The sequence below is a fragment of the Pseudarthrobacter cellobiosi genome, from assembly GCF_023913755.1.
Lineage (GTDB): Bacteria > Actinomycetota > Actinomycetes > Actinomycetales > Micrococcaceae > Arthrobacter > Arthrobacter cellobiosi.
The window spans coordinates 55,039-75,970 of record NZ_JAMXBJ010000041.1 but is presented as its reverse complement, the minus strand read 5'-3'; the positions used below and the strand labels follow the sequence as shown (position 1 = coordinate 75,970).

General features: G+C 66.0%; 25 protein-coding genes. 5 read left to right on the top strand and 20 right to left on the bottom strand.

Annotated features, from left to right (window positions below; genetic code table 11):
• Positions 1 to 33: 33 nt before the first annotated feature.
• Both NG696_RS08425 and NG696_RS08420 read left to right on the top strand, forming a co-directional pair.
• Complete coding sequence (locus NG696_RS08425; RefSeq protein WP_256472039.1) at positions 34 to 897, top strand: alpha/beta fold hydrolase; 864 nt, start codon at positions 34 to 36, stop codon at positions 895 to 897.
• 34 nt (positions 898 to 931) lie between these two features.
• Positions 932 to 1,762, top strand: a complete 831-nt coding sequence (locus NG696_RS08420; RefSeq protein WP_252568021.1) for an alpha/beta fold hydrolase — start codon at positions 932 to 934, stop codon at positions 1,760 to 1,762.
• 135 nt (positions 1,763 to 1,897) lie between these two features.
• Here NG696_RS08420 and NG696_RS08415 read toward each other — a convergent pair whose 3' ends face one another.
• Complete coding sequence (locus tag NG696_RS08415; protein ID WP_252575133.1) at positions 1,898 to 3,376, bottom strand: DHA2 family efflux MFS transporter permease subunit; 1,479 nt, start codon at positions 3,374 to 3,376, stop codon at positions 1,898 to 1,900.
• Here NG696_RS08415 and NG696_RS08410 point away from each other — a divergent pair.
• Together NG696_RS08410 and NG696_RS08405 are read left to right on the top strand one after the other, a co-directional pair.
• A complete protein-coding gene (locus NG696_RS08410; protein WP_252575132.1) occupies positions 3,375 to 3,743 on the top strand; it encodes a serine hydrolase in 369 nt (122 codons plus the stop codon). The genes NG696_RS08415 and NG696_RS08410 overlap by 2 nt on opposite strands.
• Positions 3,743 to 4,153, top strand: coding sequence for a serine hydrolase (locus NG696_RS08405; RefSeq protein WP_252568015.1), 411 nt, complete (start codon positions 3,743 to 3,745; stop codon positions 4,151 to 4,153). Before NG696_RS08410 ends, NG696_RS08405 begins: the two co-directional genes overlap by 1 nt.
• Positions 4,154 to 4,273: 120 nt before the next feature.
• Here NG696_RS08405 and NG696_RS08400 read toward each other — a convergent pair whose 3' ends face one another.
• On the bottom strand, positions 4,274 to 4,906 hold the full coding sequence (locus tag NG696_RS08400; RefSeq protein ID WP_252568013.1) for a TetR/AcrR family transcriptional regulator: 633 nt from the start codon (positions 4,904 to 4,906) through the stop codon (positions 4,274 to 4,276).
• A gap of 129 nt (positions 4,907 to 5,035) precedes the next feature.
• On the opposite strand from NG696_RS08400, the gene NG696_RS08395 reads away from it, so the two are divergent.
• Complete coding sequence (locus tag NG696_RS08395; protein ID WP_252568011.1) at positions 5,036 to 5,317, top strand: hypothetical protein; 282 nt, start codon at positions 5,036 to 5,038, stop codon at positions 5,315 to 5,317.
• 65 nt (positions 5,318 to 5,382) lie between these two features.
• Here NG696_RS08395 and NG696_RS08390 read toward each other — a convergent pair whose 3' ends face one another.
• The 18 genes from NG696_RS08390 to NG696_RS08305 all read right to left on the bottom strand — a co-directional run bounded on the left by NG696_RS08390 (position 5,383) and on the right by NG696_RS08305 (position 20,850).
• Positions 5,383 to 6,093: a GAF and ANTAR domain-containing protein gene (locus tag NG696_RS08390; RefSeq protein ID WP_252568009.1), complete on the bottom strand. Its 711-nt coding sequence runs from the start codon at positions 6,091 to 6,093 to the stop codon at positions 5,383 to 5,385.
• Between the two features lie 103 nt (positions 6,094 to 6,196).
• Positions 6,197 to 6,796, bottom strand: a complete 600-nt coding sequence (locus NG696_RS08385; RefSeq protein ID WP_252575131.1) for a GAF domain-containing protein — start codon at positions 6,794 to 6,796, stop codon at positions 6,197 to 6,199.
• A 146-nt stretch (positions 6,797 to 6,942) separates the two neighbouring features.
• Positions 6,943 to 7,146, bottom strand: coding sequence for a hypothetical protein (locus tag NG696_RS08380; protein WP_252568004.1), 204 nt, complete (start codon positions 7,144 to 7,146; stop codon positions 6,943 to 6,945).
• Positions 7,147 to 7,158: 12 nt separating this feature from the next.
• A complete protein-coding gene (locus NG696_RS08375) occupies positions 7,159 to 7,380 on the bottom strand; it encodes a hypothetical protein (protein WP_252568003.1) in 222 nt (73 codons plus the stop codon).
• Between the two features lie 290 nt (positions 7,381 to 7,670).
• Complete coding sequence (locus NG696_RS08370) at positions 7,671 to 8,597, bottom strand: 4-phosphopantoate--beta-alanine ligase (protein ID WP_252568001.1); 927 nt, start codon at positions 8,595 to 8,597, stop codon at positions 7,671 to 7,673.
• Between the two features lies 1 nt (position 8,598).
• Positions 8,599 to 9,489 carry a Rossmann-like and DUF2520 domain-containing protein gene (locus NG696_RS08365; protein WP_252567999.1) on the bottom strand — a complete coding sequence of 297 codons (891 nt, stop codon included), beginning with the start codon at positions 9,487 to 9,489 and terminating at the stop codon, positions 8,599 to 8,601.
• Entirely contained in the window at positions 9,482 to 11,098 is a 1,617-nt protein-coding gene (locus NG696_RS08360) for a PH domain-containing protein (RefSeq protein WP_252575129.1), read from the bottom strand. Before NG696_RS08360 ends, NG696_RS08365 begins: the two co-directional genes overlap by 8 nt.
• On the bottom strand, positions 11,095 to 11,607 hold the full coding sequence (locus NG696_RS08355; RefSeq protein ID WP_252567997.1) for a PH domain-containing protein: 513 nt from the start codon (positions 11,605 to 11,607) through the stop codon (positions 11,095 to 11,097). Before NG696_RS08355 ends, NG696_RS08360 begins: the two co-directional genes overlap by 4 nt.
• Entirely contained in the window at positions 11,588 to 12,121 is a 534-nt protein-coding gene (locus NG696_RS08350) for a DUF3180 domain-containing protein (RefSeq protein ID WP_252567995.1), read from the bottom strand. The genes NG696_RS08355 and NG696_RS08350 overlap by 20 nt, the downstream gene beginning before the upstream one ends.
• 3 nt (positions 12,122 to 12,124) lie before the next feature.
• Entirely contained in the window at positions 12,125 to 12,664 is a 540-nt protein-coding gene (gene folK / locus NG696_RS08345) for a 2-amino-4-hydroxy-6-hydroxymethyldihydropteridine diphosphokinase (protein WP_252567994.1), read from the bottom strand.
• Complete coding sequence (gene folB, locus NG696_RS08340; RefSeq protein ID WP_252567992.1) at positions 12,661 to 13,020, bottom strand: dihydroneopterin aldolase; 360 nt, start codon at positions 13,018 to 13,020, stop codon at positions 12,661 to 12,663. Before folB ends, folK begins: the two co-directional genes overlap by 4 nt.
• Before the next feature lie 11 nt (positions 13,021 to 13,031).
• Positions 13,032 to 13,952, bottom strand: a complete 921-nt coding sequence (folP, locus tag NG696_RS08335; RefSeq protein ID WP_252575127.1) for a dihydropteroate synthase — start codon at positions 13,950 to 13,952, stop codon at positions 13,032 to 13,034.
• A 10-nt stretch (positions 13,953 to 13,962) separates the two neighbouring features.
• A complete protein-coding gene (gene folE / locus NG696_RS08330) occupies positions 13,963 to 14,607 on the bottom strand; it encodes a GTP cyclohydrolase I FolE (RefSeq protein ID WP_111907501.1) in 645 nt (214 codons plus the stop codon).
• Positions 14,608 to 14,617: 10 nt separating this feature from the next.
• The gene (gene ftsH / locus NG696_RS08325; protein ID WP_252567988.1) at positions 14,618 to 16,684 is read right to left on the bottom strand and encodes an ATP-dependent zinc metalloprotease FtsH; all 2,067 of its coding nucleotides are present in this window, start codon (positions 16,682 to 16,684) and stop codon (positions 14,618 to 14,620) included.
• Positions 16,685 to 16,789: 105 nt separating this feature from the next.
• Positions 16,790 to 17,872 (bottom strand): LacI family DNA-binding transcriptional regulator, encoded by a 1,083-nt coding sequence (locus tag NG696_RS08320; protein WP_252567986.1) that lies wholly within the window; start codon positions 17,870 to 17,872, stop codon positions 16,790 to 16,792.
• 95 nt (positions 17,873 to 17,967) lie between these two features.
• Complete coding sequence (gene hpt / locus NG696_RS08315; RefSeq protein ID WP_056347981.1) at positions 17,968 to 18,519, bottom strand: hypoxanthine phosphoribosyltransferase; 552 nt, start codon at positions 18,517 to 18,519, stop codon at positions 17,968 to 17,970.
• A 30-nt stretch (positions 18,520 to 18,549) separates the two neighbouring features.
• A complete protein-coding gene (tilS, locus tag NG696_RS08310) occupies positions 18,550 to 19,620 on the bottom strand; it encodes a tRNA lysidine(34) synthetase TilS (RefSeq protein ID WP_252575125.1) in 1,071 nt (356 codons plus the stop codon).
• Between the two features lie 96 nt (positions 19,621 to 19,716).
• Positions 19,717 to 20,850 carry an Rv3626c family coenzyme F420 biosynthesis-associated protein gene (locus tag NG696_RS08305; protein WP_252567982.1) on the bottom strand — a complete coding sequence of 378 codons (1,134 nt, stop codon included), beginning with the start codon at positions 20,848 to 20,850 and terminating at the stop codon, positions 19,717 to 19,719.
• Between the last annotated feature and the right edge of the window lie 82 nt (positions 20,851 to 20,932).

The window sequence follows — 20,932 nt, the reverse complement described above, 5'->3', positions numbered from 1 at the left end:
TTTGCCGGTGGGGAGCCTTGCCACGCGCCTAGGATGGGGAGCGTGAAAGAACAGGAAGTCCCCACGCACGACGGCGGCCGGCTGGCTTTGTACAGCTATGGAACCGAGGATGCGCCGGGAGAGCGCCGGGTGGTGGTCATCGGCGGGGCCTTCCTTACCGCACTGATCTACCGGCCGTTCTCGATGGCGTTGGCCGACGGGCTGGGCGACGGATGGGCAGTGGATGTCTATGACCGGCGCGGCAGGGGCAACTCCACCGAGCAGCCGGCCGACTATTCCATGGCCACGGAAATCGCCGATGTCCGCACGGTCATGGATGCCACGGGCGCCCGCAACATCCTGGGCCACAGCCTGGGCGGATCGGTGGCGCTGAACGCCGTCCAGGAGTTCGCGGGCACCTCCTACGAACCGGACAAGCTGGCGGTCTACGACGCTGCGGTCAACATCGACGGCAGCATCGATATGTCCTGGCTGGACGACTTTGAAGCAGCGGTCAACGCCGGCAAGGTGGGGCATGCCATGGCCCGGATGAAAAAAGGCATGCAGCCGGGCACTGCGCTTTCAAAGATCCCCGAGCCGGTCCTTGCGGGGCTGATGGCCGTGGTGTCCCGCACCAAGGTGAACAAGATGCTCCGGGAGCTGATGCCCACCGGCGTGGGCGAACTGCGGGCCGCGTACGACGAAGCCGAGCATGCCAGGAACTTCGCCGTCCTGCCCGCCAACACACACTTTATGGTGGGCGGCAAGAGCCCGAGCTACTACAAGGTCACGGCCCAGCGCCTTCATGCGGCCGTCCCGGGGAGCACGTTCGAGCTCTCACCCAAGGGCTTCCACGGCTCCATTCCCGCCGCGGTGAAGGAACTTGTCACGGACATCGCCGAATACTTCAAGGGCTAAGGCATTCCGCAGGTTGCTCGGCTAGGCTCGGATCATGACGAGCGAGAACATCAAGACCCCCGACGGCGGCACTCTGGAGCTCTTCTCCACGGGTGCTGAACTGGCGTCCGCCGGCTCCGGCGTGGTTGTGGTGCCGGCCTCCATGGTGACCGCCGCCGACTACACAAAGTTCGCCCAGAAGCTCAGCGCCGCCTTGGGCCGCCCGGTCCACACCTTCAACCGCAGGGGCCGGGGTTCGTCGTCGCCGCAGGCCGAGGATTACACGCTGGACGCGGACATCCGGGACTTGGACGCCGTTATGAAACACACGTCCAGCACGGACGTCTTTGGCCACAGCTTCGGCGGCGCGGTGGCCCTGCACGCGGCCCGGACCCTTCCGGTGGAGCGACTGGCTGTGTATGACCCCGCTGTTTCCGTGAACCACAGCGTAAAGGCCGACTGGACCGCTGAATACGAACGCGCCACGGCCGCCGGTGACGACGACCGCGCCCTGGCCGTCCTCACGAAAGGCCTGGAAACCGGCGCCTTCTCCCGGATGCCGCTGTCCATGCTCACCATCGCCAACAAGCTCACCGCCGGCACCCACGTGGGCAAGCAGATGCGCGAACTGATGCGCACCGGCGTCCGGGAAATCAAAGCGATCATCGCCGCGGACATGCCGGCCGAGCCGTTCCTGGAACTGCCCCTGGAAACCCTGATTGTGGTGGGCGAGAAGAGCCCGGCATACTTCGGTGTGGCGTGCGGCCAGATCCACGATGTCCTCTCCGGCTCCAGCTACACCATCCTGCACGGCGCCGGCCACGACGGCGTCCTCCGCGCCCCGGACAAGCTCATCACCGAACTCAGCGACTTCTTCGCCGGCTGACGTCGTCGCCTCCCCAGCGCGAACGGACACATAAGCCCCGCAACTCCCGCGCGAACGGACACTTGAGGCCCTGGTTTCCTTGGAAAACAGGGCCTCAAGTGTCCGTTCGCGCTTTATGGGCTGCGGAGGTGTCCCTTAGTGGCCGGCGCCGTGGCCCGGGGCGGCGCCTTCTGTTTTGCGCATCATCGCGGAAAGTACGACGGCGGCGAGGGCTATGACGGTCGCCGTCAGGAACGCTGCGCTCATGCCTGCAACGAGCCCTGACGCAGCCGAGACCACGGCGAAGATGGACACCAGCAGCGCAGTGCCGGCTGCACCGGCCACCTGCTGGGCGGTGCTCATGATCGCCGAGCCGTGCGAGTAGAGATGCGGCGGCAGCGGGTTCAGGCCGGTGGTAAATGCCGGCGTGAAAAGCAGCGCCAGGCCGAAACTCAGCCCCACGTGGAGGGTGACGATCCACCAGACCGGAGTGCCGGCGTCGAGCATTGAGAACTGCCACAGGGCCAGCACCATAAGCACGGAACCGGTAACGGTGAGCGGCAGCGGCCCCACTTTGTCGAATAGCCGGCCGATGAACGGGCCCAGCAGGCCCATCGCCAGCCCGCCCGGAAGCAGCGCGAGGCCGGTCTCCAGCGAACCCAGGCCGCGGATTTCCTGCAGGTAGAGCGGCAGCAGGATCACGCCGCCGAAGAGCGCCATCATGGCCACCACCATCAGCAGCACGGAGACCGTGAACATCCTGAAGTTGAAGGCGCGGAGGTCCAGCAGGGGGGCTTCGGCCTTCTGCAGCCGGAGCTGGCGGAGCACAAAGACCGTCAGGCTGGCCACGCCGATGACCAGCGCCGCGATGGCCACGGTGCTCGGGCCGCTTTGGCCGCCGCGCCCACCGCCGATCTGGCTGAGACCGTACACCAGGCCGCCGAAGGCAGGAACCGTCAGAAGTACGGACAGGAAGTCGAGCTTGGTCTTCTCGGTTTCGCCCACGTTCGTCAGGTATTTGGCGCCGATGGCCAGGGCAGCCAGCGCGACCGGCAGGACAAAGACGAACATAAAGCGCCAGGTGAAGTGCTCCAGGATCAGCCCGGAGACGGTGGGACCCATGGCCGGTGCCACGGAGATGGCGATACTGACGTTGCCCATGACGGCGCCGCGCTTGGCCAGCGGCACAAGGGTGAGGATGGTGGTCATCAGCAGCGGAAGCATGATGGCCGTACCGCCGGCCTGGACGATGCGGGCCAGGAGCAGGATCTCAAAACCGGGAGCCACCGCAGCCAGGGCGGTGCCGCCGGCGAACAGTCCCATGGCCAGCATAAAGACGGCCCGCGTGGACAGGCTTTGGAGGATGAACCCGGTGGTGGGAATGACCACTGCCATGGTGAGCATAAATCCGGTGGAGAGCCACTGGACGGTGGGCGCATCCACGCGCAGGTCAACCATCAGCCGCTGCAGGGCAACGTTCATGATGGTCTCGTTCAGGATCACCACAAAAGTCGCCACGAGCAAGGTGGCGATAATGGTCACCGATTCGCGGGACATCTTCTCCGGTGCGGCGGACTTCGGCGCCGCTACCGGCCCGGGCTGCCCGGAGGCGTTCGAAGAGACTTCTGTAGACATGGGTGTTCCCCCAGGGAGTAAGAATGAAGTGTCGCGCGAGCATCGTCGCTGCAGATTCCAACACTCTACCGTCCGGAGTAATTCCGGCGCACAGGATTTTTCTTCGGCAAAGGCTGTTCCTGAGCGGTCGCCCGGCTTCCGCGTTGGCGTGGCCGTCGCGGATACAGCGGGCGGACCGGTCCGCGCTTTTGGCGACACGGCGGCCTATGCTGCGGCCAGCACTGCCAAGCTCATCACCGCAGCGGCCTATCTCAAGCTTGTGGAGGCCGGTGAAGCGCGACTCGATGAGACGCTGGGGAACTACACTGCCGCTTTCCAGCTCAAGTCCATGATCAACAGCAGAACAATGATTCCTGGCTCCTGTTGATGGACAGGATCGGCTACCAGCGGCTGATCCGGTATGCAGCCTCGATTGACATAGCCTACGATCCCGAAGACAACCGGCTGACTCCCGGGGAAGTGGCCCAGGTCCTGACGAAGCTTTACGCCGGACAGCTGCTTAACCCCAACAACACCGCGCAGTTGCTGGGGTACATGCAGGAAACCAACAACGAGGAACTAATCCCCGCCGCCTCGGGGCCAGGCATTACCGTCTATCACAAATACGGCCAGCTTGGAGGAAACCTCCATGACGCAGCCCTTTTGGAACATGGCTGGACAACGTACGCGCTGGTGATCTTCACGGAAGGTGCCGATAGCACCGACGAGGCCGAACGCACCGAAATGATCCACGATCTGACGCGGGCAGTCGTCGGGACGCTCTTTCCGGCGGGTTAACCGAGCTCCTCCTGACGCCTTGCAATCCGGCCCTGGGCATCAAGCGTACGGAGCATTCGTGGGCAGGGGGTTAAGTGACCGTTCGCGCCGGGGGCTTAAGTGACCGTTCGCGCCGGGAGGTCAGCTGCGGTGGTGCTCGATCAGCCAGCCGGCCATCTGCTGGGCCCGCTTCGCCGCCTGGGTGTCGCCTTCCGTGGCTGAGACGATGGACCCCTTCATAAGGATGTGCCACGACCGGGCGAAATCCTCCGGGCGGTCCAACCCTGCCTGCTCAGCGAGGGCCTGCACATGGCCCCTGATCCTGGCCAGGTAGTCGATGCTGGCCTGGCCCAGGGGATGGGCCGGGCCCATTTCCAGCAGGATGTTGATGAAGGAGCAGGCCTCGAAGTCGTCGCGCAGGAACCAGTCGCCGAAGACGTCGAAGATGGCCAGGAGTTGTTCAGTGGGGGTGGTGCCGCGCAGTTTGGCCTGGCCCACGATGGAATCGACCGTCCATAACTGGTCCCGCTGCTCCAGGAACGCCAGGACCAGTGCATCCTTGGACGGGAAATGCCGGTAAAACGTTGCCTTGGCCACGCCGGAGCGGTCGATGAGTTCATTAACGCCTACGTCCCGCACACCACGGCGGGAAAACAGTTCGTAAGCCGCAGCCAGGATCCGGCCCCGGGAATCGGCAGGAAGAACTGCCGCCTCGGCGGGTAAATCCGCAGGAGACAGCGCGGGTTCTGCAGTGTGGTCTGCATCGGAAATCATCGTAGGAATAGTTTACTCCCAGGTGCAGACAGACCGGTCTTACTCGCTGTAATGTCTTTCCCAGACGCAGTGCTATGACGCCGAGGGGACCCCCGAAAGGCCCCGTCGGCTTGGTGCAAGGAGGCCCCGATGTCAGCAGAGCGAACGTACGATTTTATCCCGTGTGACGATACGGACCCGTGGATAGAAAATACCGCTGCGTCCGCCGAGGTCCGGCACTTCGCCCGGGAATCCCTGCGGTGGCAGGCACAGGAAATCATTGATGAAGTGCTCCGCGGAACGGCTCCCGGTGAGGAACTTGCCCGGGCCCGGTTGCGCCGCTGCGTGGCCCAGAACCCTGGCAGGCCCGAGCGTGCACTCCTGCAGCAACTGATGATCAACCGCGACCCGCAGGGTGAATCAACGCAGTAGAGCAACACGTTCCTGCGCCCGGAATGCCCTCCCGCCATTCAACGTGAGGCTCACAACGGCCGGCCTTACAACGTGAGGCTGCGGTCCACAATGCGCCCGGCGGTCATATGCAAGCTCTGGCTGTTGGCGCGTGCATGGTTCCGCAGCAGGTTGAATGCTGCTTCCATATCCACTCCGGCAGTGTGCGCAATGACGCCCTTGGCCTGCTCAATCAGCACCCGGGTGTTCAGTGCGAGCTGCAGCTGCTCGTTGACCAGTACCGCTTCCCGGATGGTGCGTTCCTGCATAAGGCTGATGGTGGCGACGTCAGCAAGCGCCTGGCCGATCGCGGTATCCTCTGCCGTCAGGAAACCCTCCCGGGCGCCGAACAGACCCATGGCCCCGATAATCCTGCCGTGAACGCGCATGGGCACCGCATGCACGGAGCGGAAGCCCTGTGAGAGCGCGGCTTCGCGGAAGTCCAGCCACTTGGTAAGCCCGGCAATGTCGTCCACTGCAACTGCCGCCCCGGTCAGGTAGCACTCAACGCAGGGACCGGCTCCGGCTTGAAGCTGGAGGACCTCGACGAGCTGGCTCTGCTCGCTGGTGGATGCGACAACCTGCAGTTCTCCGCTGGGATCGGCAAGCAACAGACCCGCGGCTGCGACGTCAAGGAGACCCACGGACTCCTCCACCAGAATTTGGAGGAGGTCCACGACGTCGTAGTCGGCCACCAGCGTGTCAGTGAGCTTCACGAACGCCGCACTGGCGCGCTCGGCGCGGGTACTGGTTACCATGGCCCCATTTTACTGCAGGGCAGGTCCGCCGGCCCCACCTTTGTCGGAATCGAAGCTGAGCGTTCGCTCGAGCACAGCGGCGGCTGTCTCCCCCAACGTGAGGTCATTGGCAAAAGCGTAGGCGCAACAAAAGCAAGGATTCCGCTGCCGTAGCACCAGACTGCGCCAAGACCATCCCCGTGGCCTGGTGGATCTCGCGGCGCGACATAAGCGACGGCTCCAGGGCTGGATCCGTATCCAGTGAGCTGAGGCTCAGGATCTTTCGCAGGAGGTACCAGGAAGTCTGCCCGGCAAGTACGGCCGCCATCGACTGGTCCGACCGGTTCAGGTTTCCACGAACGACGTGATACAGCTCAACGACACCGAGGTCCATCGCGCCTACTGTGAGTGGAAAAACGAACAGCGCGGCTGCGTCCGTCCCGGCGATCGCCTGCTGGAACACGGGCCATTCGTCGTCGGCGGTGGACTGGGCGTCGGGGATCAGCACGGGCAGGCGGGTCTTGTGGGCCCGCCACCGCGGGCCTTCGCCGAGGTTGAACTGCAGTTCGTCCAAGCGGGCGGCGAGTTCGTCGCTGGCAGAGACCAGGGTCTCCGCGGCGGCTCCGCCGAAGAGGGACACCGCAGCGCCCGTTATGGGCAGCTTCGCCAGGTACGGGGCACACACGTCTTCTTGACCCGCAGCCATGTCGGGAGCAATGTCCATGGTGAGCCTCTGATCCCTGAATCATCCCGCGGTGAAGGATCCGGCTGCAGGCTGAACCGGAACGGCGGAGTTGTCACTTCAAGGATACATATTGCGGCGAACCCGCCCGTCGTCGCCGGCCGGCCTCAGGCCAGCCTTTCCTGGCCTTAGGCATTGACCACTTCTGAGGTGGCCATCAGATGGGCCTGTAACGCCCGTTCCGGGGCGCCGGGGTGGGCGGCCACACACCTGCGAAGGCGCCATTTGACGTCAGCCAGATCCGGCGACGGGTCCTCAAGGATGGAGGTGATGATTTCGTAGGCCTGCCACCCTAGTGGCGTGATTTCCTCAGCACCGATACGGTACGACATCACGGCCTCCCGCTAGGGATCGTGGCGCTCATGGGTCTCTCCAAACGGTACGGCCTCACTGACCGCCACAGTATAGGTGTCGTGCGCGTGGCGGGTTACCAGAATCCCGCACAGGGCAGTGCTGGAGGCAAACTGGCGGGCCAGGTCAACGGCCGAATTCAAATAGTCGTCCAGGACAGATGCGTCATTCACTTTGACGAGATAGGACAGCCCGTCATCTATTGTGCGGATCATTGAATTCGCTCCTGATTTTGCGTGGCCGATCGGCCACAGGGGATAGGGAAGGCAGGCCAGCGTCCCGCTTGCCGTGCATGTGGCTGCTTCGGAAGACAGTAGCCGGACAGCACAAAAGCCTGGAGGGGACGGCAGGGAAAGTATTGGGTGCCCTGCGTGGAATTGGTCCTCCTGGAGTACGCCGAATAAGGCGATGCCAGGGTCTGGGGCAACAATTTCAGCATAGCCCATGCGCAGTAAGGACGAACAGGGATCCGAAGCCTTGCGCGCCCGGAGCCGGACGCTGCATCTCAGCTGCTCAGCGGCACGTTATCGATCAGCCGAACCGGCCCCACCTTGGCCGCGATGAGGGCCACTCCTTCGCCGCGGAACGGGACTTTCCGGCAGTTCTCGGCCAGCGGCTCAAGGGTGAGCGGATCCACCACGTCGAAGTAGTCCAGTCCCACCAAGGGCTGGGATTCAACCATGGCCCGGGCCGATTCCAGATCAAGCGGCTGGTGGGCGTTCGCCCGCTCTGCGAGGAGCCGCAGCGCCCGTGACAACACCAAGGCGGCCTCGCGCTCCTCTGCGGACAGGAACCGGTTGCGGCTGGACAGGGCAAGCCCGTCCTCGGACCGGACGGTGGGCACGGCAACAATTTCGACGGGGAAGTTCAGGTCCGCCACCATGCGGCGCACCAGCGCCAGCTGCTGGGCGTCCTTTTGCCCGAAGTAAGCCCGGTAAGCCGGCAGTCCCCCGCCGCCTGAGACGAAGGCCCCGGTGGCGGGCAGCCCTGAGCCCGGGATGCCATAGTGCAGCAGCTTGGCAACCACTGTGAGGGCGCCGTCGAAATGGCCGGGCCGTGAGGCGCCTTCCCACTTCTCGCCCAGGGAGCCGGCGGTCACGCGGACCAGCGGCTCGCCGCCGGGATAGACCTCTTCGACCGGGGGCGCAAACACGAGGTCCACGCCCTGCTCTTCCAGCAGGGCAAGATCGGCGTCGAGCGTGCGCGGGTACCGGTCCAGATCCACCGCATCACCGAACTGCAGCGGGTTTACAAAGATGGACGCCACCACAACGTCGTTCTGTTCGACGGCGGTGCGCGCCAGCCGGGCGTGGCCTTCGTGCAGCGCGCCCATGGTGGGCACCAGGCCCTGGGACCTGCCCGCCTTCTGCGCGAGCAGCCGGGCACTCGCCTCCCTGAGCTCTGCGGCAGTTGTCACCAGTTGCGTGCCCATGTCAGTTTCCCTCTTCCAGGGCCGCGCGGAGGGCCCCCACTTGATCCTCTTTGAGCAGCCCCCGGCTGCTTGCCCGCCGCGCGGTGGCGCGGGCCATGGCGAGGTAAGCCTCCAGCACATCGCCGTTCGCACCGGCGTCGTACTCCCTTAACGCCTCGGCGTGGGCCGCCACTGTCCCCACGTCACCGCGGGCCACCGGACCGGTCAGCGCCGATTCGCCGGAGGCGAGCGCGTTCTCCAGCGTGGCCCGCAGCAAAGGCCCCAGCATCCGCTCCGGCGCGTCGACGCCAACGTCGCGGAGCAGTTGGGAAGCCTGGGCCACCAGGGTGACCATATGGTTCGAGCCATGGGCGAGGGCCGTGTGGTACAGGGTCCGGTCCCCTTCGGCGATGGCCACGGGTTCGGCACCCATCTCCACTACCAGCGCCTGGGCGATGGGCAGCATCGCGGCATCGGCCGTGACGCCGAAGGTGCAGTCCAGGAGGCGTGTCAGGTCCAGGCTCATGCCAGTGAATGTCATGGCGGGGTGCAGTGCAAGGGGGATGGCTCCGGCGGCGCGCACCGGGCGAAGCACCCCCACGCCGAACCTGCCTGAGGTATGCGCCACGATCTGTCCGGGCTGCCACGCCCCAAGTTTGGCGAGTCCGTCCACCAGTCCGGCCAAGGCGTCGTCGGGCACGGCCAGGAGCACCAGTTCAGACCGTTCCACAATCTCCTGGATCTCCAGGATGGGCACGCCGGGCAGCAGCGTCTCCGCCCGCTCACGGCTGGCCTCGGACACCGCGGAAACCCCGACGACGGCGTGCTCGGCTGAGCGCAACGCCGCACCAAGGACGGCGCCCACTTTCCCGGCACCGATGATTCCGACGCCAAGGCGCCCGGGCTTAGCCACGTTGCGGGCCTTCCTGTTGGGGACTGGTTTCGACAGGCTCAGCCACCGGGGTTTCGCTCCCCAACCGCTCCCTAACCTCGCGAGCTCGGTCAGGGAACCCTGCGGTCGTGGCCCCAGGCTCAACCACCGGAGCTGGCTCAACGACCGGAGCGGGCGCCACCGTTGCCAGCCATTGTTCGCTGGTCTGCCGCTTGCGGGCGAGCCGGGCGCGGGCGGACTGAGCATCAAAAAGGGCCCGGGCCTCGTCAAGCCCGGCCTGGGTGAGCCGCGGCGAGACCGGCCCGGCCGTGGTGTGCAGGACAAGGTCCGCCACACCGAACCGCCGTGCCAGCGGACCCTGGTGCAGCGCCATTGACTGGGTGCGCTGGTGCGGGACCACCACCAGTTCCCGCCACCACCGGCCGGAGCGGAGCAGCAGGGCAGTGTCAGTGGTAGCGAAGCCGTTGCGGCGCCAGCCCAGCGGCGCGAGGAACCTGCCGCGGTGCGGCGTGGTGACAAAACCGCCGTCGGAGTCCAACCCCGAGAGCCCGGCAGCGAAGATGCGTCCGGGCTCCGGCGTTCCGGGATCCGGCAGCACGAGTGCGAGCATGGACATCACGTCGGGCAGCTTACCCACGGGCAGCAGTGTGGTCCGGGACGCCGTCTCGCCGTTGCTTCCGGCCGCGCCGTACCCGGCCACGTTCACCTGGATCCGGTACCAGCCGAAGATCCGCCACAGCGGCGACTGGGCCACTTTCAGCGCCTGGACCCTCCCCGGGGGCAGCGTCTGCGCCTGCGTGTCCAAGAGCCCGTAGCGGAGCCGGATCCCGTCCGGCGAAATGGCCGCGGTGAAGTTGTACCCCTTGTTAAAGGACCCCCAGTAGCTGGCGGCAAGGCCCAGCACCGCCGGGATCAGGTAGAAGAAGAAGCCGCGGTTGTCCGTCACGGCGGACAGGATCACGGAGGCGATGCCGCCCACCGCCACAAAAAAGCTCTGCTCACTGAGCAGCAGGGAACCGATAAGGCGCGACGGCGGCACGGACAGCACCGGATACTCGGGCGCCTCCGGCGCGGCCTCCTGCGGCCGGGCCGGGTCCGGGAGCACGCCCGCGGCCCGCGCCAGGATGGTGGCCCGGAGCTGGCGGGCGTCGTCCATCCGCAGGTAGGCCAGTTTGACGGCCGATTCACCGGCGTCGGCCACCTCGAACTTGAGTTCGGCCAGGCCGAAGATCCTGGCCAGGAGGGGCTGGACGATATCGATGGCCTGGACGCGGTCCAGCCGGGCCTGGCGCTGCTGGCGGAAGAGGAAGCCGGAGTTGACCCGGACGTACCCTTCGGCGACCTGGTACTTGGTGAAGTACCAGGTCAGGATGAAGCCCAGCACGGTCATCACGAGGACGATGCCGCCGCCGGCCACCAGCCAGGGTGCCCTGCCCGCGAAGTCCTCCTCGAACAGCGGACGGCCCTGCAGCAACCGTTCGAAAAAGTCCCGCCCGAAGAAGAAACCAATGGCCGCCAGGGCCACCCAACCGCGCACAAATGGGGACGCCGGATGCACCCGCAGCCACTCGCCGTCGGGAGCCACCGGAACCGCACCCGGTGCACTGGCCTCCGGAACGTTTGCCGTCACAGCCCTGCCAGCCTCGCTTCACCGCGGGCGGCGAGCTGCTCGCGCAGGCGTGCCCCCTCCGCAGCGGGCAGGCCGGGGATGGTGGCGTTGGTTCCGGGCGAGGCGGTGTGGAGTTTGAGCGTGCAGAGTCCCAGGCCGCGTTCCACCGGGCCCACGCCGATGTCCACGTACTGCATGCGGCCGTAGGGAACCGTCATGGTCCGTTGGAAGAAAATGCCGCCCCGGATCAGCAGGTCATCGTCGCGCTCAGCGTAACCGATGGCACGCACCTGGCGCGGAATCAGCACCAGCCGCCAGATGGCCAGAACCAGAATCACCGCCGGGACGGTGATGGCCAGCCACAGCGGCGGCCACCGCCACCAGCCGAGCAGGACAAAGATGAGGGGCAGGGTCAGGACAATCACCGTGACCAGGTTCCCGATGGCCCACTGCACCAGCCGCACGGTGACGTATTTCGGGGATACCCGCTGCCAGGTAATGCCCGGCGGATCAATCGCCCCGGTACGCATATTCGCCTTCCCCCGCGGCTTCGCCGCGGGCCGCGCGGCCGGGTTTCCCGTCACCGGGCGCGGCGTCGCTGTCTTCGGGCGGGATCTTGCAGAACCGCTCCACCAGCAGGCCGACAACGATCATCACCAGTCCACCAGCAGCGATCGCGACCGCCACCCAGGTGATGGCCTGGTCGCTGCGCAGGTTCCAGATCCGCAGCTGGTCCAGGAAGATTCCAACATGCCAGCCCAGCAGGACGGTGCCTGCATAAGCACACGCCTGGGCCAGCACCAGGGTCCTGGCGGCAAGAATCGGGTCCAACGCCTTTTTGCGTTTGGTGCTGTTGCGCCACCGGAGCACACGGATGCCAAGCACCAGGGTGATGGCGACAATCACGCCCATGGTGGCCAGCGCGGTGGCCGGAAGAACCGGCGTTGACATGCTGTAGCGTGTGGTCACCACGGTGGCGGACCAGCCGGCCACGGTCAGGACCAGGCCGATCAGCAGCAGACGGACAGGGTTGATGGGCTTCACCGGTTACTCGACCGCCCCGGCTGTGGGGACGCCGTCGTAATCGCCGAAACCGTCGAACGGGGCGAGATCGTCAAAGTCGGGGGCCCGGGCAGCCAGCTCGCTGATGCGTTCCCCGCCCAGGGTGGCCGCCGGCTCGATCAGCGACCACGGATACAGCACAAAGGCGCGTTCGGCGGCACGCGGGTGCGGCAGGGTCAGGACCGGGTCGTCACTGGTGAGGTCGCCGTAAGTGATGATGTCGACGTCGAGCGTCCGGGGTCCCCAGCGCACTTCACGAACGCGGAGGTGCTTGTTTTCCACGGCCTGGCAGTGCTTCAGCAGCTCCGTCGGGGACAGCGTGGTTTCCACGGTGATGATCATGTTCAGGAAGTCGGGCTGGCCGGCCGGGCCGCCCACAGCTTTGGTCTGCACCACCGGGGAAACGGCCTGCAGGCGAACCTCCGGCGGGTCCACCAGGTCAGCAACGGCCTCGGACAGGGTGTCGTTCCGCTCGCCCAGGTTGCTGCCGAGGGCGAGGACGGCTTTGATGTACCCGCCGCTCATGGCCTCTCCCGGTGCACGCTGACGGCCACATCGCCGAAGGGCACTTCGATGGGTGCCTTGGGCTTGTGCACGGTGATGTCCACGGCCTGGATGGTGAATTCGGCGAGCAGGCCATCCGCGATCCGGACGGCCAGGGCCTCGATCAGGTTCAGCGGCTCCCCCGTGATCCAGCCCTTGATCCGCTCAGCCACCTCGCCGTAGTGGGCGGTGTCCCGGACGTCATCGGATTCTGCCGCTTTGGCGAAGTCCAGATGCAGCACGGCGTCCACCACAAACGGCTGGCCCTCACGGCGCTCGAAATCGAAGACTCCGTGATGGCCGACGGCGGTGACACCGCTCAGCGTGATCCTGTCCATGAGTGCCCGGCCTAGGTGGTGGTAGGGGCGGCGGCCATCCGCGCGGCCACCTTGACGGCGTCAAGGCTGGGACCGACGTTGTGTACACGGACGGCCCAGGCCCCCCGGGACGCGCTGATCGCGGTGATGGCGGCCGTGGCGTCGTCGCGTTCCTCCGGGACGGCGGACTTGCCGGCGACCGTGAGGAGTGTGCCCAGGAAGCGCTTGCGGGAGGCGGCCACCAGGACCTTGTGCCCCAGGCTGTCCAGCTGGTCCAGGTGCTGCAGGAGCTCCCAGTTCTGGGCGTCGTTCTTGGCGAAGCCCAGGCCCGGGTCCACGATGATCTGCTCTTTGCTCACACCGGCTGCGTAGAGCTTGTCACGGACGCCGGCCAGTTCAGCCACCACTTCGCCGGCGACGTCCTGGTATTGGGCGAGGGAGTCCATGGTGCGGGCGTCGCCGCGGCGGTGCGTGAGGACATACGGCACTTTGGACGCGGCTACGAGCTCGGCCATCTCCGGTTCGATGGTCAGCCCGGAAACGTCGTTGATGATGGCGGCGCCGGCCTTCAGGGCAGCAGCGGCCGTGGCGGCGTGCGTAGTGTCGATGCTGACCAGGGCGCCCGCCTTGACCAGGGCTTCGATGACGGGGATCACCCGGCGCTGTTCTTCCTCCGGGCTGACGTCCTCCGCGCCGGGGCGCGTCGATTCGCCGCCGACATCGATGATGTCCGCTCCGGCGTAGAACATCCGCAGGCCCGCCGCGATGGCGGTGTCCGCCGTCGGGTGCTTTCCGCCGTCGCTGAAGGAGTCCGGGGTGACGTTCAGAATGCCCATGACCAGGGTGCGGCCGGTGGGCAGGTCCGCGAATTTCGCGGCCGGGCGCGGTTTGCGCAGGATGGGCAACGGAGATGTTGCGGGCCCGGTTCCCGGGGCTGCAGCGAGTGAGTCCATGGTCTGTTACTTACCTTCCGAGGATGAGGCTCATGGCTTCGGCACGGGTGGCCGGGTCATGAAGCTGCCCGCGGACCGCGCTGGTGACGGTCTTTGCTCCGGGCTTGCGGACACCGCGCATAGACATGCACATGTGTTCGCATTCAACAACGACGATCGCGCCACGCGGTTTGAGGTGGCTGACCATTGCTTCGACGATCTGGGTGGTGAGCCGCTCCTGCACCTGGGGGCGCCGGGCGTAGATATCCACGAGGCGTGCCAGCTTGCTGAGCCCGGTCACTTTCCCGTCGTGGGAGGGAATGTAGCCGACATGGGCAACCCCGTGGAACGGCACAAGGTGGTGCTCGCACGTTGAGTAGAACGGGATGTCCTTGACCAGGACCAGTTCTTCGTGGTCCAGGTCGAAGGTGGTGGAAAGGACGTCCGCGGGATCGTGGTGCAGTCCCGCGAACACCTCGGCGTAGGCCTTGGCCACCCGCCTGGGGGTGTCTACGAGGCCACCGCGGTCCGGGTCCTCGCCGATGGCCAGGAGGATTTCACGGACTGCCGCCTCGATCCGCGGCCGGTCCACCTTCTCGTGCTTTTTGTGGTGGGATCCGTCCTCCGCCGGGTGTCCGGCGGAGGCGGGAGCGTCGTCGTCGTCGAAGTGAGTCACAGAAGAAAGCTTAGCCGTGCGAGGCGTCAGGCCCCGAGTCGGGGATGCCACCCTGGAACGCGGCGTCATCCGGGACACCCTGCGGATGCAGCGGCTGCGCGTCCAGCGGTTCCTCGAGGCGGGCGTGCTTGGCTTCCTCCTGGGCTTCGCGCTCAGACTTCTCCAGGCGGGATTCCACAGGGCCGGCCTTCTGGACCGGACGGGTCTCCTTGGACAGCCACACCTCGCGGAAGTCACGCTTGCGGATGTCCGTGAAGATGTGCGCGATCTCGGCCTGGTTGAGAGTCTCCCGTTCCAGGAGTTCCAGGGCCAACTGGTCCAGGACATCCCGGTTTTCGGTGAGGATGGCGTAGGCCTCATCATGCGCCTGGTCGATCAGGCGGCGCACTTCCTCATCCACCACGTAGGCGATCTGGTCCGAGTAGTTGCGCTCGTGCCCGGCGTCGCGGCCCAGGAAGGGTTCGCCGCCGCCCTGGCCCAGGCGGACTGCGCCGACACGCTCGCTCATACCGAACTCGGTGACCATCTTGCGGGCTGTGGAGGTGGCCTTTTCGATGTCATTGGAGGCTCCCGTGGAGGGATCGTGGAAGACGATCTCCTCCGCCACGCGGCCGCCCATCGCGTACGCCATCTGGTCCAGCAGTTCGTTGCGGGTGATGGAGTACTTGTCATTCTCCGGGACCACCATGGTGTAGCCCAGGGCCCGGCCGCGGGGCAGGATGGTGATCTTGGTGACCGGCGCCGAGTTCCGCAGCGCGGCTGCCACCAGGGCGTGTCCGCCCTCGTGGTACGCGGTGATCTTGCGCTCATGTTCCTTCATCACGCGGCTGCGCTTCTGCGGGCCGGCCATAACGCGGTCGATCGCCTCGTCCAGGGCGCGGTCATCGATGAGGTTGGCGTTGGAGCGCGCGGTCAGCAGGGCTGCCTCGTTCAGGACATTCGCGAGATCCGCACCGGTGTAGCCCGGGGTCTTCTTCGCCACGGCCTTGAGGTCAACGCCCGGGGCCATCGGCTTGCCCTTGGCGTGCACCTGCAGGATCTGGTCGCGGCCGATCAGGTCCGGGGCGTCCACCGAGATCTGGCGGTCAAAACGGCCCGGACGCAGCAGTGCCGGGTCCAGGACGTCGGGGCGGTTGGTGGCAGCGATAAGGATGACGTTGGTTTTAACGTCGAAGCCGTCCATTTCAACCAGCAACTGGTTGAGGGTCTGCTCGCGTTCGTCATTGCCGCCGCCGATGCCGGCACCGCGGTGCCGGCCGACGGCGTCGATCTCGTCGACAAAGATAATGGCCGGAGAGTTGGCCTTGGCCTGCTCAAAAAGATCGCGGACACGAGACGCGCCCACGCCGACAAACATTTCCACGAAGTCCGAGCCGGAGATGGAGAAGAACGGCACGCCAGCCTCACCGGCGACGGCACGGGCCAGGAGGGTCTTGCCGGTTCCCGGAGCACCATACAGCAGCACGCCCTTGGGGATCTTGGCGCCCACAGCCTGGAACTTGGCCGGTTCCTGCAGGAACTCCTTGATTTCCTGGAGCTCCTCCACGGCCTCATCCGCACCGGCGACGTCAACGAAGGTCACCTGCGGCATGTCCTTGTTGACCATCTTGGCCTTGGACTTGCCAAACTGCATGATCTTCGAGCCGCCGCCCTGCATCCGGGTCATCAGGAACCAGAACAGCGCACCAAGCAGGATGACAGGGATAAGCAGCGAAAGCAGGCCGGAGAACCAGTTGCTTTCGATCGGCTGGTCCGTGTAGCCGTTGGCGGGCTTGGCGGCAGTGACGGCCTTGACGACGTCGGCGGCGCGGGCATCGACAAAGAAGAACTGGACGCTCTTGCCCTTGTCCTGGCCGTTGACATCCAGGTTGTCCTTAAGGGTTAGGTCAACGCGGTTTTCGCCGTCGAAGATCTTTGCCTGCTCAACCTTGCCACTGTCCGCAAGGAGTTCAAGGCCCTTGTCCGTATCGATCCGTGCCGCACCACCGGGAGCCAGTGTTGCAAAAGCCACGAGAAGCATGGCGATCACAACAACGATCCAGATGCCCGGGCCCTTGAAGAAACTCTTAGCTTTCATCTGTTCGGGGGCTGGCCCCGTCCCTCCTGGTAGTGCTGCACGGCGAGTGAGTCTACGCGCGTGTGGTGCTGCATCAGCTACTAGCTATACACCGTTCGGAGTAATTCACGCACGGTGCTGCGCAAAAGTTCCCTCTGGGCGTAGCGGGATCCGCGGCGGTCCCACAGATCCCCGGGTCAGCAGGGGGCAGTCCAGAACCGTGGGATGCAGCTCAAGTCCGGCCAGATCGACTTTGCCTTCGATGGCGTCAATCAGTGCGCCTGTGGCCCAGGCACCCATTTCGTAGTGCGGCAGGGCCACCGTGGTGAGGCCCGGATGGAGGTTGCCGGCGATGAGCTCCTGGTCATCGAAGCCCACAATGGACAGGTCAGCGGGGACGGAAAGCCCCAGCTCGGCCGCGGCCCGGTAGGCGCCCATGGCCATTCGGTCGTTATAGCAAAAGATGCCGGTGGGAGGTTTGCTGAGCTGCAGCATCCTGAGTGCTGCCTCGTAGCCGCCCTGCACCTCGGATGGTCCGGTTTGAACGGGGGCGGCAGCGCCGTCGAGCCCTGCCGCCGATAAAGTGTCCGTGAATCCGCGGAGGCGACCGTGGCTCGAAGGCACGTCATCCGTGCTGTTCAGGAAGCCGATGCGTGTGTGCCCGGCGGCCAGCAGGGCTGTGACCGCCGTTTTGGCCCCGCCTTCTTCATCGGGGACAACGGCGGCGATGGTTGACCCACTGCTGACCGCGCCCACCAGGACAGCAGGGACTGTGCCGAGGTTCCCTGGAACATCCAGAATACGGTGGTACATAGTGGCGTACAGGATGCCGTCCACCTGGCGCTCCAGAAGCCCCTCAACGTCTGCGTTCCGGGACCCAGGGCTGGCCGAAATGGAAGTGTTGACGATCATGAGGTTGTAGCCGCGGGCACGTGCCGCGTCGTCTGCGCCAAGAATGATCCGGCCTGCATGGGGCGTGGTGGCGATGTCCTCACTGACCAGTCCAAGCAACCCCGTGCGCCGGGTACGGAGCGCCTGGGCCAAGCGGTTGGGGCCGTAGCTGAGCTGCGCCGCTGCAGACTTCACCTTCGCCCGGGTTTCGCTGCTGATCCGCGCGTACGAGACATCATTCAGGACGTGCGAGACGGTGGTAACGGACACTCCGGCGGCGGCTGCGACGTCCTTGATGCCAATGTTTTTGTTGCTCATCCACTCTCCCCCGTTCGCTTAAATGCAGCGAGATGGCATTTCACGGCAGTGTCCGTTGGTGCGACTGCCGTGAACTGCCATCTCGGCGGGTGTGGCTACTCGTAAACGTGCGGGGCGAGCGTGCCCACGAAGTCCAGGTTGCGGTACTTCTCTGCGTAGTCCAGGCCGTAGCCCACCACGAACTCGTTGGGGATGTCGTAGCCGACGTACTTGACGTCGATCTCCACCTTGGCGGCCGTGGGCTTGCGGAAGGCGGTGCAGATCTCCACGGAAGCGGTGCCGCGGGATTCCAGGTTGGTCTTGAGCCAGGACAGGGTCAGGCCGGAGTCGATGATGTCTTCGACGATCAGGACGTCCTTGCCCATCAGGTCCGTGTCCAGGTCCTTGAGGATCCGGACAACACCCGAGGACTGGGTGCCGGAGCCGTAGGAGGACACTGCCATCCAGTCCATCGAAACGTGGCTGTGGAGCGCGCGGGCGAGGTCGGCCATGACCATCACAGCGCCCTTGAGTACACCGACCAGAAGGATTTCGCGGCCTTCGTAGTCCTTGTCGATCTGCGCAGCGAGCTCAGCGATCCGCTGTTGGATCTGTTCCTTGGTGTAGAGAACGTGCTTGAGGTCTGCCTGGACGTCGTTTGAATCCACCAATGGCTCCTGTGTAGATGCGGGGTGCGACTATTCTTGGGGCGGTTTTTGAGGCCGGAATACTAGCTTCCCACAGCGGGCCGCTTCGCGGGGAACGGGGGCGCCGCCGTCGGGCCCGTCCGGGGTCCCGGGCCGCGTTTCCGCTGCGTCCCGCTGGGCCAGCTCGGCGAGGGATAGCCGGTACACGCTCACCCCGCCAGGCAGCTCAACGGGGCCGGCGGAACCCTGCCGCCGCAGGAGCGCTTCCGCTGCCAGAAGGCGCTGGTAGCTGGGCTGTTGGCCCCCGACGTCGGCCGCTGCCTTGGCGATGACGCGGAACCTGATGGCCGGGGAAAGTTCCCCCAAGGCCTCCTCTGGGAGGCTGATCTCCGGTCCGGACCGCTCGGCCAAGGCGGCAAATGTGCGATCTGCCACGTCCTCCAGATAGTCGGCGTCCTGCTGCAGGATGGAGGCCGTCCGGGCGAGCGATTCAGCCACCCCGGGCCCGAGTTTTTCCTCCAGCAGCGGCAGCACTTCCACCCGGGTCCGGGAGCGGGCAAACGACGGGTCGGAATTGCTGGGGTCATGCCAGGGCTCGAGGTCCTCAACGTCGCAGATCTCCAGGGTATCCGCGCGGCGAAGGCCCAGAAACGGCCGGAGCAACAGGCCGCGGGAAGGCCGCATGCCGGCCAGCGAGCGCGTGCCGGAGCCGCGGGCGAGGCCCAGCAGGACCTGTTCGGCCTGGTCGTCCAGGGTGTGGCCGAGCAGGATCGCCGCGGCTCCGTGCTCCTGGGCTGCAGCCTCCAACGCTGCGTGGCGGGCATCCCGGGCGGCGGCCTCCGGGCCCATCCCGGTACTGGCGACGGTAACGGTCCGTAGGTCCACCGGGGAAAGGCCCAGTTCCCTCAGTGCCTGGACTGTGGCGGCAGCCACCTGGGCCGAGCCCTCCTGCAGCTGGTGGTCAACCACCACGGCGCCGACCGTCAGGGGGTGCCCGTCAACGTGGCCGCGGCGGGCAAAATAGGCTGCCACCGCCGCGAGGGCCAGCGAATCCGGGCCACCGCTGCAGGCCACCAGCACCTTCGCCGGATAGCCGGCGTCCGCCAGGGCGTTCTGGACCACTTTGCGTGCCTTGCCGACGACGGGCGCGAGCCGGCCAGGCCGTCGTCGTCCGCTTGAAGCCGTGCGAGCTTCCGGCACTTTTGGGGCGTGCGGCACCTACAAGCCCATCCGGTCAACCCACAGCTTGGCGTCGTGGATTTCGGGCTCGGTGGGGAGGTTGTCCGCGGATTCCCACACCCGGTTAAAGCCCTCCATCCCGGCCACGTCCACTACAGCGCGGACAAACTTGGCGCCGTCGGAATACTGCCGCATCTTGGCGTCCAGGCCCAGGAGGCTGCGGATGAATTTCTCCATCACGCCGCGGTCCTTGCCACGGTCGGTGAAGCGCTGCCGGATGGTCCTGACGGAGGGGACGATGCTGGCGTCGACGGCGTCCATCACAACGTTGGCGTGGCCCTCCAACAGGCTCATCACTGCCGTGAGGTGGGACAGGGACGCCTTTTCCTCGGGGTTCTGCAGCAGGTCCAGGATGGCGCCGCGGCCAGGCGTATTGCCGGTGGCGGTCCGGTCCTTGAGGGAACGCGCGGCGGCGGACGCGCGCTCCATCAGCGAATCAACGTTGCCCAGCAGGTGCCCGCTGAGGTTGTCGATCTCGGAAAGCATGTGGTGGCGGAGCCACGGCGCGGCCGCGAACTGCACGCGGTGCGTCTGTTCGTGCAGGCAGACCCAGAGCCTGAAATCCTCCGGCGCGACGTTGAGCTCGCGTTCCACCGCCACGATGTTGGGCGCCACAAGCAGCAGCCGGCCGGCTGCGGGCGCTTTGGAACCTTCGGCGAGCGCGGCGAATGGATCGTACTGGCCCAGGACTTTGCTGGACAGGAACGCCAGGACAGCGCCGAGCTGGCTGCCCGTGATGGCGCCGCTGACGCTGGCCGCCGCCGGGCTGACGTTGCCGCGGCGGCTTTCGAGCATTTTTTCCATGGCGGGTTTGAGCATCACTGCGAAGCTCTGCGTGTTGGCCTTGGCCCAGCTGGCCCGGTCAACCACCAGGACCTCGGAGTCGCGGAGGTCGCGTGCGGCTTCGAGGCCTGTGATTTCGTGGACGTGCGGGACGGAGGCGTCCGCCAAGCGGCGCAGGCTGTCCACGGCTTCGCCGATTTCCGCCGAGTTAAGGGTGGGCCCCGCGGAGGCCAGCCGGGCGGCCGTGGACGCGGCCAGGTCCCAGTTGATCAGGGCCTGGGCCGGGCTGGATGATGCCGGGGCTGACGAATCACGCGCAGTGGACTCCATAGACCCCATCACATCACAGCGGACGGCGGATGGTCCTTAAGTTCGCTGACCGGCGAACGACTCGGGGCATCCGGTGACCTGC

Excerpts from the sequence above, each read along its gene's own strand:
- NG696_RS08425 (WP_256472039.1), top strand. The coding sequence starts at position 34 with ATGGGGAGCGTGAAAGAACAGGAAGTCCCCACGCACGACGGCGGCCGG.
- NG696_RS08420 (WP_252568021.1), top strand. The coding sequence starts at position 932 with ATGACGAGCGAGAACATCAAGACCCCCGACGGCGGCACTCTGGAGCTC.
- NG696_RS08410 (WP_252575132.1), top strand. The coding sequence starts at position 3,375 with ATGGGTGTTCCCCCAGGGAGTAAGAATGAAGTGTCGCGCGAGCATCGT.
- NG696_RS08415 (WP_252575133.1), bottom strand. The coding sequence starts at position 3,376 with ATGTCTACAGAAGTCTCTTCGAACGCCTCCGGGCAGCCCGGGCCGGTA.
- NG696_RS08405 (WP_252568015.1), top strand. The coding sequence starts at position 3,743 with ATGGACAGGATCGGCTACCAGCGGCTGATCCGGTATGCAGCCTCGATT.
- NG696_RS08400 (WP_252568013.1), bottom strand. The coding sequence starts at position 4,906 with ATGATTTCCGATGCAGACCACACTGCAGAACCCGCGCTGTCTCCTGCG.
- NG696_RS08395 (WP_252568011.1), top strand. The coding sequence starts at position 5,036 with ATGTCAGCAGAGCGAACGTACGATTTTATCCCGTGTGACGATACGGAC.
- NG696_RS08390 (WP_252568009.1), bottom strand. The coding sequence starts at position 6,093 with ATGGTAACCAGTACCCGCGCCGAGCGCGCCAGTGCGGCGTTCGTGAAG.
- NG696_RS08385 (WP_252575131.1), bottom strand. The coding sequence starts at position 6,796 with ATGGACATTGCTCCCGACATGGCTGCGGGTCAAGAAGACGTGTGTGCC.
- NG696_RS08380 (WP_252568004.1), bottom strand. The coding sequence starts at position 7,146 with ATGTCGTACCGTATCGGTGCTGAGGAAATCACGCCACTAGGGTGGCAG.
- NG696_RS08375 (WP_252568003.1), bottom strand. The coding sequence starts at position 7,380 with ATGATCCGCACAATAGATGACGGGCTGTCCTATCTCGTCAAAGTGAAT.
- NG696_RS08370 (WP_252568001.1), bottom strand. The coding sequence starts at position 8,597 with ATGGGCACGCAACTGGTGACAACTGCCGCAGAGCTCAGGGAGGCGAGT.
- NG696_RS08355 (WP_252567997.1), bottom strand. The coding sequence starts at position 11,607 with ATGCGTACCGGGGCGATTGATCCGCCGGGCATTACCTGGCAGCGGGTA.
- folK (WP_252567994.1), bottom strand. The coding sequence starts at position 12,664 with ATGAGCGGCGGGTACATCAAAGCCGTCCTCGCCCTCGGCAGCAACCTG.
- folB (WP_252567992.1), bottom strand. The coding sequence starts at position 13,020 with ATGGACAGGATCACGCTGAGCGGTGTCACCGCCGTCGGCCATCACGGA.
- folP (WP_252575127.1), bottom strand. The coding sequence starts at position 13,952 with ATGGACTCACTCGCTGCAGCCCCGGGAACCGGGCCCGCAACATCTCCG.
- ftsH (WP_252567988.1), bottom strand. The coding sequence starts at position 16,684 with ATGAAAGCTAAGAGTTTCTTCAAGGGCCCGGGCATCTGGATCGTTGTT.
- NG696_RS08320 (WP_252567986.1), bottom strand. The coding sequence starts at position 17,872 with ATGAGCAACAAAAACATTGGCATCAAGGACGTCGCAGCCGCCGCCGGA.
- NG696_RS08305 (WP_252567982.1), bottom strand. The coding sequence starts at position 20,850 with ATGGAGTCCACTGCGCGTGATTCGTCAGCCCCGGCATCATCCAGCCCG.